The organism is Mycobacterium sp. NGS58, assembly GCF_059812385.1.
Map to the genome: position 1 here is coordinate 105,697 of NZ_JCALCO010000021.1, position 6,277 is coordinate 111,973.

Here is a 6,277-nt window from a genome sequence, read left to right on the forward strand (position 1 = left end):
CCGGGGGCGTCGCAGTGGATGTTCGAAAAGGGCAAATTGGGCGGGCGGTGGTCCACCCGCCGCCGGCCCGCGTTCGTCGCGGCGCGGAAGGCGCGACGCCAGCTACAGTTCAGCGGCCATTTTGGCTTCCTGCGCCCGCGCCACTTCCTGCGGGTTGTAGCCGATGAACAGCGCCACCACCCCCAGCAGGACGACCGTCCCGGCGAGCCACAGCAAACCATAGGTATAGCCGCGGTCGAGCGCATGCAGCTGGGCGGCATTCATGGACTTCGCCGGGCCGCTGATGCCGCCCAGGGCCAGCGTGTGCGAGGTGATGGCGGCCTGGATGACGGACAGCACCACCGGCCCGCCCAGTCCCTGCAGCACCACCGCGATGGCCGAGGTGGGGCCGATGCGGTCGGGGCCGACGCTGGCGATCACCGACAGCGAGAGCGGCACCACGATCAGGGCGGTACCGACGCCCGCGACGATGATCGGTAGCGCCAGGTCAGGAAAGTATGGGACACCGCGGTGCAGATTCGACGCGTACAGCGCGCCGCCGAACATCAGGATGCTGCCGCCGATCACCACCACCCGCGGCGGGAACGACACCACCAGCCGCGACGCCGCGCCCAGCCCGACGGCCGCCGCTATGACGAACGGGATGAAGGCCAGACCGGACTGGAGCGTGTTATAGCCCATGATGTCCTGCACGTACACGGTGACCACGAGCATGAGCGTCATGATCACCCCACCGGTGAGAAACAAGGCCGCGAACGTGGCAAGCCGATTGCGGTCGGTGAACAAGCTGAACGGCAGGACGGGGTTCTCCGCCCTGCGCTCGACCACGGCGAACGCGACGAAAGCCGCCAGAGCCACCGCACCCGCCCCGATGGTGGCGGCCGACAGCACTCCCTTCCCCGACTGCATCGAGAAGCCGAGGACCACCGCGGTGACGCCCAGCGTGGCCAGCACAGCCCCGGTCGCATCGAGCTTCATCCGCTCCTTCTGGGTTTCCCGAAGCGCGATGTGGGCCAAATACAGCGCCAGCAGCCCGATCGGTGCGGTCACGAAAACCGCCAGCCGCCATGACACTTCGGTGATTATCCCGCCCACCACCAGGCCCAGCACCGAGCCGACGCTCCCCATCGCCGTGAACACGGCCATCGCTCCGTTGCGTAACCGGCCTTTAGGGAACGTCGTGGCGACCAGCGCCAAGCACGTCGGTGCGAGTATCGCGATAGCGACACCCTTCAACATCCGCGCCACAACGAGGCTGCCCTCGTCCCACGCGACCGCGGACATCACCGATGCGACGGTGGAGAGCACCGTGCCGATGAGGAAGGCGCGCTTGCGGCCGATCGTGTCACCGAGACGACCGCCGATCAATATCAATCCGTTGCAGGCCAACAGGGTGGCGAAGACAACCCAGTTTCGCCCGGCGCTCGACAAGTTCAGCTCATTCTGGATCTTGGGAAGCGCCACTATCCCGATCGTGAGCTCTATCGAGGCCATCAACTCGGCGCTGCCGAGTGCGACGATCGCGGCGATGAACCGGCCCCGAGGGAGTTCTCCGGGCGCATACGCCGTCTCGGAATCAGCGTGAAAATCACTGGGGTCGTCCGGTCCGCTGATCCTGCGAGTTATGTCGTCCAGCGAGATGGTGCCCGCTCTGGGCCGATGGGAACCCCCCGCCATAGCGGGCTACGGTACCGCAAACGCGCACGCGCAGGCCGACGTTGCTGTAAATCGCTGGGCTCAACTCATTTGTTGGTCAGGCAGCCCGGGAGCCCACCGCGAGGCCGGCCGAACGGGCCGCTCCAGCTCTGCTGAACCCTCGCCCTTTATCCAATCGCGTACATCCTTCAGACGGCCGACGGTAGTGTCAGCCCTGCGCCGCTGTCGTGGCCGCTGGCAATCGGTGGTGCGCCCGGGAGCGGCGGCTTTCCGGCGCCGCGTGTGTGCGCTGTTAGCGTGGTGCACCGGACGGAGGGTAAGGAAGATTTTTGAAGACCATTCCTAAGATGTTGGTATTCGGCCTGATTGAGCCGGGCGTGTTCGGCTTGATCCTCTTCTTGGCGGCATTCACGGTGAACTACTGGCAAGCGTGGGTGTTCCTTGCGGTGTATGCCATTTCGGCGTGGATTCCCAGTATTTACTTGTTGCGGACGAATCCCGTTGCGCTGCAGCGACGGATGCGCGGGGGCCCGGGGGCGGAGTCGCGAACGGTACAGAAGTTCGTGATGGGCGGCGTGTGGGTGTCGCTGACGGCAACGCTTGTGGTCAGTGCCCTTGACCATCGCTTTGGGTGGTCGTCGGTTCCCGCGGTGGTCTGCCTGATCGGTGATGCGCTGGTAGCCGCCGGGCTGGGTGTGGTGATGTTGGTGGTTGTTCAAAACAGCTACGCGGCCGCGACCGTGCGAGTGGAAGAGGGCCAGAAACTCACCTCCACTGGTCTCTATGGGCTCGTGCGCCATCCGATGTACACGGGCAACGTGATCATGATGATCGGCGTGCCCCTCGCGCTCGGTTCCTACTGGGGCCTCGTGTTCGTCATACCGCATCTGATCGTGCTCGCCGTGCGCATCCGAGACGAGGAGAGGCTCCTCGAGGAACAGCTGGATGGATACCGCGAGTACAGGCAGAAGGTTCGGTATCGCGTAGTGCCACTGATGTGGTAGACGCCGCTCGGCTGTAGATACGACCTTCGCCGGCGCGCGCGGCCGTCGACGCGTTGTCAGCGGTCGCCGGCCTGGCTTCCGTCGTGAACTTCGTCCACCGACCCGGCATGAGCGCCCAAGCGCCGACTCAGCGCTCGCACCGACGGCGCCTCGAACAGGGTTCGCACCGAGACGCGGCTGTCGAAAGCGGCGTTGATGGCAGCGATCACCTTCGTCGCCGACAGCGAATCTCCACCCAGGTCGAAGAACGATTCCTCGGCCCCGACGCGGTCTATCCCCAGCACCTGGGTGTAGATGTCGGCCAGGATCTGCTCGACCACGGTCTCCGGCGCGTGATGACCGTCGCCGTTGTCGTGTCTTTCGGCTTCGGCCACCATCGTGTTCGACGACGGCGCGAATCCGCCTCGGCGGACCCAGCCGTCGTCCAGCAGACCCGTCGACACTATCGGCCGCGTCGGATCGGAGGTCATGGCCACCAGCAAACCCTGCAGCCGCTCGATCAGCGCCTCGATGTCCTCGACGTCGAACACGTCTGTGCGGAATTGAACGCGCAGGTCCAATTCGCGGCCCGGCCCGGCCTGGACCGTCAGCGGATAATGGTAGTAATCGCGGAAATCGGCGATCGTCAACTGCTGCTCGCCCCATGACCCCGCGGTGCCCTTGGGATAGTTCTCGTACACGAATACGGTGTCGAAGAGTTGTCGGTGACCGGCGATGCGGTGAAGGTCGCTGAGCCCCAGATGCTGATGGTCGAGCGTGTCGTTGCGCGCGCTCTGCAGCTGGTCGAGCAGGTCCGCGGTGGTGCTCGCCGCAGTGATGTTGGCCCGCACCGGCACGGTGTTGACCAGTAGGCCCACTATCGACTCCGCACCGGCCAGTTCGGCGGGGCGACCGGAAACCACCGTGCCGAACGCCACATCGCGCCGGCCGGTCATCGACATCAGCAGCTGCGCCCACGCGGCGTGCAACAGCGTGCCGACGGTCGTCTGGTGTGAGCGCGCGAGCTCGTTGAGGGCCCGCGTGGTCTCCTCAGGCACCGCAAACGAAGCTGCGCCTCGCGGTCCCAATCCCAACCGATCCGGCGGACCCACAAGCGTGGGCACCTCGAAACCGTCGAGGACCTCACGCCAGGCATCTTGGGCGGCGGCACGGTCCCGATCCGCCAGCCACGCACAGAATCTGGCATAAGGGACCGGTGCCGGCAGGCGCTCGCCGTGATAGCCGGCGAAGATCTCCCCCAGCAGGATCGGTGTCGACCAGCCATCGAGCACGATGTGATGGTTGGTCAGTACGAAACGGTGTTGGTCTGCTGCGGTGCGGATCAGAGCGGCGCGGACGGCGGGCTGGTCGGCCAGGTCGCAGACCGCGGCGCGTTCGGCCTCACATACCCGCTGGATGTGTTCGTCGACGTCGGCGTCGCCGTCCAGCTCGACGTAGCGCCACGGCACCACGGGGTCGGCCGGGATGATCTGGACGGGCTGGTCGAACTGTTCACTGAAGCGGGCCGCCAGGTTCGGATGCCGGTTGACTACCGCCTGCACCGCCTGGCGCAACCGGCTGCGGTCCAGGGGGCCGGTCACGGCGACGTCGAGCTGCACCGCATAGACGTCGTCGTCGCTGTCCTGAGCGGCTCTGGCGTGGAACAGCAGTCCGCGCTGCAGCGGAGTCAACGGCAAAACGTCAGCGATGCGGGATTCCGCCTGCAATGTGTCGATCTGCTGCTGGGTCAGTCGGGCAGACGGCACATCGGAGGGGGTCAGCCCTCCCCCGCCGTGACTCACATGGGCGCAGATACCGGCCAAGGCGTCGAACCACAACTGACCGAGGCGGCTGATCTGGTCGCGATTTAGCGCGGAGGGCGCCCACGTCCAATTGGCGTGCAGACGCGGGCCTGCGTCGGTGTCCACGGTGCTGGCGTTGAGCTCCAACGCATGCGCCAACGACATGGGTACCGCGGCGGCGGCGGCAGTCAACGACAAGCCATCCTCGCTGACCCGCCACAGATCATCGGATAGCTGGGTCGCCGGGCCGCCCAACCGCCCCAGATAGTTGAAACCGATCGGTGGGTCGAACTCGCTCAGGTCCACATCGCTGTTCAGGTAACGCAGCAGACCGTAGCTCAGCGGGTCGGGGAGGGCGCGGAGTTGTTCTTTGGCGTTTTTTATCACCGCTCCGAGTTCAGCCTCGCCGGCCACCACCTGCGCCCACGACAGCCCGCCCACTGCAAGCGACACCGGGTAGATGGCCGTGAACCATCCCACGGTGCGCGACAGGTCCACATCGGGGGCCAGTTCTTCGTGACGTCCGTGACCCTCGACGTCGATGCCGATCGGCGCGGCTCCCGTTCCCAGGAACTCCGCCACCGCCAAAGCGAACGCGATCAGCAAGATGTCTTGCACTCCGGCATGAAACGCCGACGGCACCTGACCGAGCAGCATTCCGGTTGTCTCGACATCCAGCTCCACCGACAACAGTCCGGCGGTGGCAATCGTGTCCAGCGCAGGCTGCACCGCCGGCAGCGTGGCGGGGGCAGACTCCGCGACCTGGCGCCAGGCAGCGGTCTGCTCCACGACTTCCGGATGATGAGCGTTCTCAGCCAGCAGCGAGGCCCACCGGGCAAATGATGTCCCGCCGGCAGGCAACGCCACGGGCTGACCCGTATGGTGCTGCGCCCAAGCGATGTTGAGGTCTTCCAACAGAATCCGCCAGGACACGCCGTCGACGGCCAGGTGGTGAATGATCACCACCAACCGCCCGGTGGGGCCATCCCACACGGCGTTTAGCATCACCCCGGCGCCCGGGTTCAACCGCGACCGCGCTCCGATCAGCGCTTCTTCGGAGAGGATGTCTACCGAGTGCAGGCGCTCGCCGGCGTCCACCGAACCCGCCTCGGGCACCTGCAGCGACCAAGCGCCGGCGCCATCGTCCTCGAGACGCGCCCGCAGCATGGCATGCCGGTCCAACAACGCCTGCAACAGCACGACGACGTCGGCCTCGCTGACCCCCGCCGGCGCCTGCACCACCATGGTCTGGTTGAACTGATCAACCGCGCCGTCCAGCCTCTGCAGCCAGCGCATGATCGGCGTGGCAATTACCTGCCCAACGCCCTCATCCACCAGGTTTTCCGAGCCGTCGGTCAAGGTAGCCACCCTGGCTAGCCTCGCGACGGTTTGCTCCACGAAGACGTCTCGCGGCCGGCACGCCACCCCGGCGGCACGGGCCCGAGCGACCACCTGCATCGACAGAATGCTGTCGCCACCCAGTTCGAAGAACGAGTCGTCGACCCCGACCCGTTCCAGCCGAAGGATCTGCGCGTAGATGTCGGCCAGCTTCTCCTCGATGGCGTTGGTCGGGGCGCGGTAGCCGTCGACACCCTGGTATTCCGGTGCCGGCAGGGCGCGGGTGTCGAGCTTGCCATTGGGAGTGAGCGGCAGTGCATCGATTGCCACTATGGCGGCCGGGACCATGTACGCCGGGAGCCGTTCGGCGAGGGCTGTCCGCAGCGCGGCCGGCTCGGCGGTTCCGGTGATGTAACCGACCAGGCGCTTGTCGCCGGGGATGTCCTCGCGAGCGATGACCACCGCCTGGCGCACGCCATCTTGTGCGGCCAGCGCCGC

General features: G+C 66.3%; 3 protein-coding genes. 1 reads left to right on the plus strand and 2 read right to left on the minus strand.

All coding sequences use genetic code 11. From position 1 onward, the window contains the following. Positions 1 to 102 precede the first annotated feature (102 nt). On the minus strand, positions 103 to 1,677 hold the full coding sequence (locus AC5Y4H_RS19475; RefSeq protein WP_499984135.1) for an MFS transporter: 1,575 nt from the start codon (positions 1,675 to 1,677) through the stop codon (positions 103 to 105). 308 nt (positions 1,678 to 1,985) lie between these two features. Between AC5Y4H_RS19475 and AC5Y4H_RS19480 the strand changes: the two genes are divergently transcribed. Then, positions 1,986 to 2,660 carry a methyltransferase family protein gene (locus AC5Y4H_RS19480; protein ID WP_499984136.1) on the plus strand — a complete coding sequence of 225 codons (675 nt, stop codon included), beginning with the start codon at positions 1,986 to 1,988 and terminating at the stop codon, positions 2,658 to 2,660. A gap of 56 nt (positions 2,661 to 2,716) precedes the next feature. On the opposite strand, the gene AC5Y4H_RS19485 is transcribed toward AC5Y4H_RS19480, so the two are convergent. Then, on the minus strand, positions 2,717 to 6,277 hold a 3,561-nt coding region (locus tag AC5Y4H_RS19485; RefSeq protein WP_499984138.1), incomplete at its 5' end, for a condensation domain-containing protein.

What these genes read in the sequence shown, in the direction of transcription:
- AC5Y4H_RS19475 (WP_499984135.1), bottom strand. Translation starts at nt 1,677, where the DNA reads ATGGCGGGGGGTTCCCATCGGCCCAGAGCGGGCACCATCTCGCTGGAC.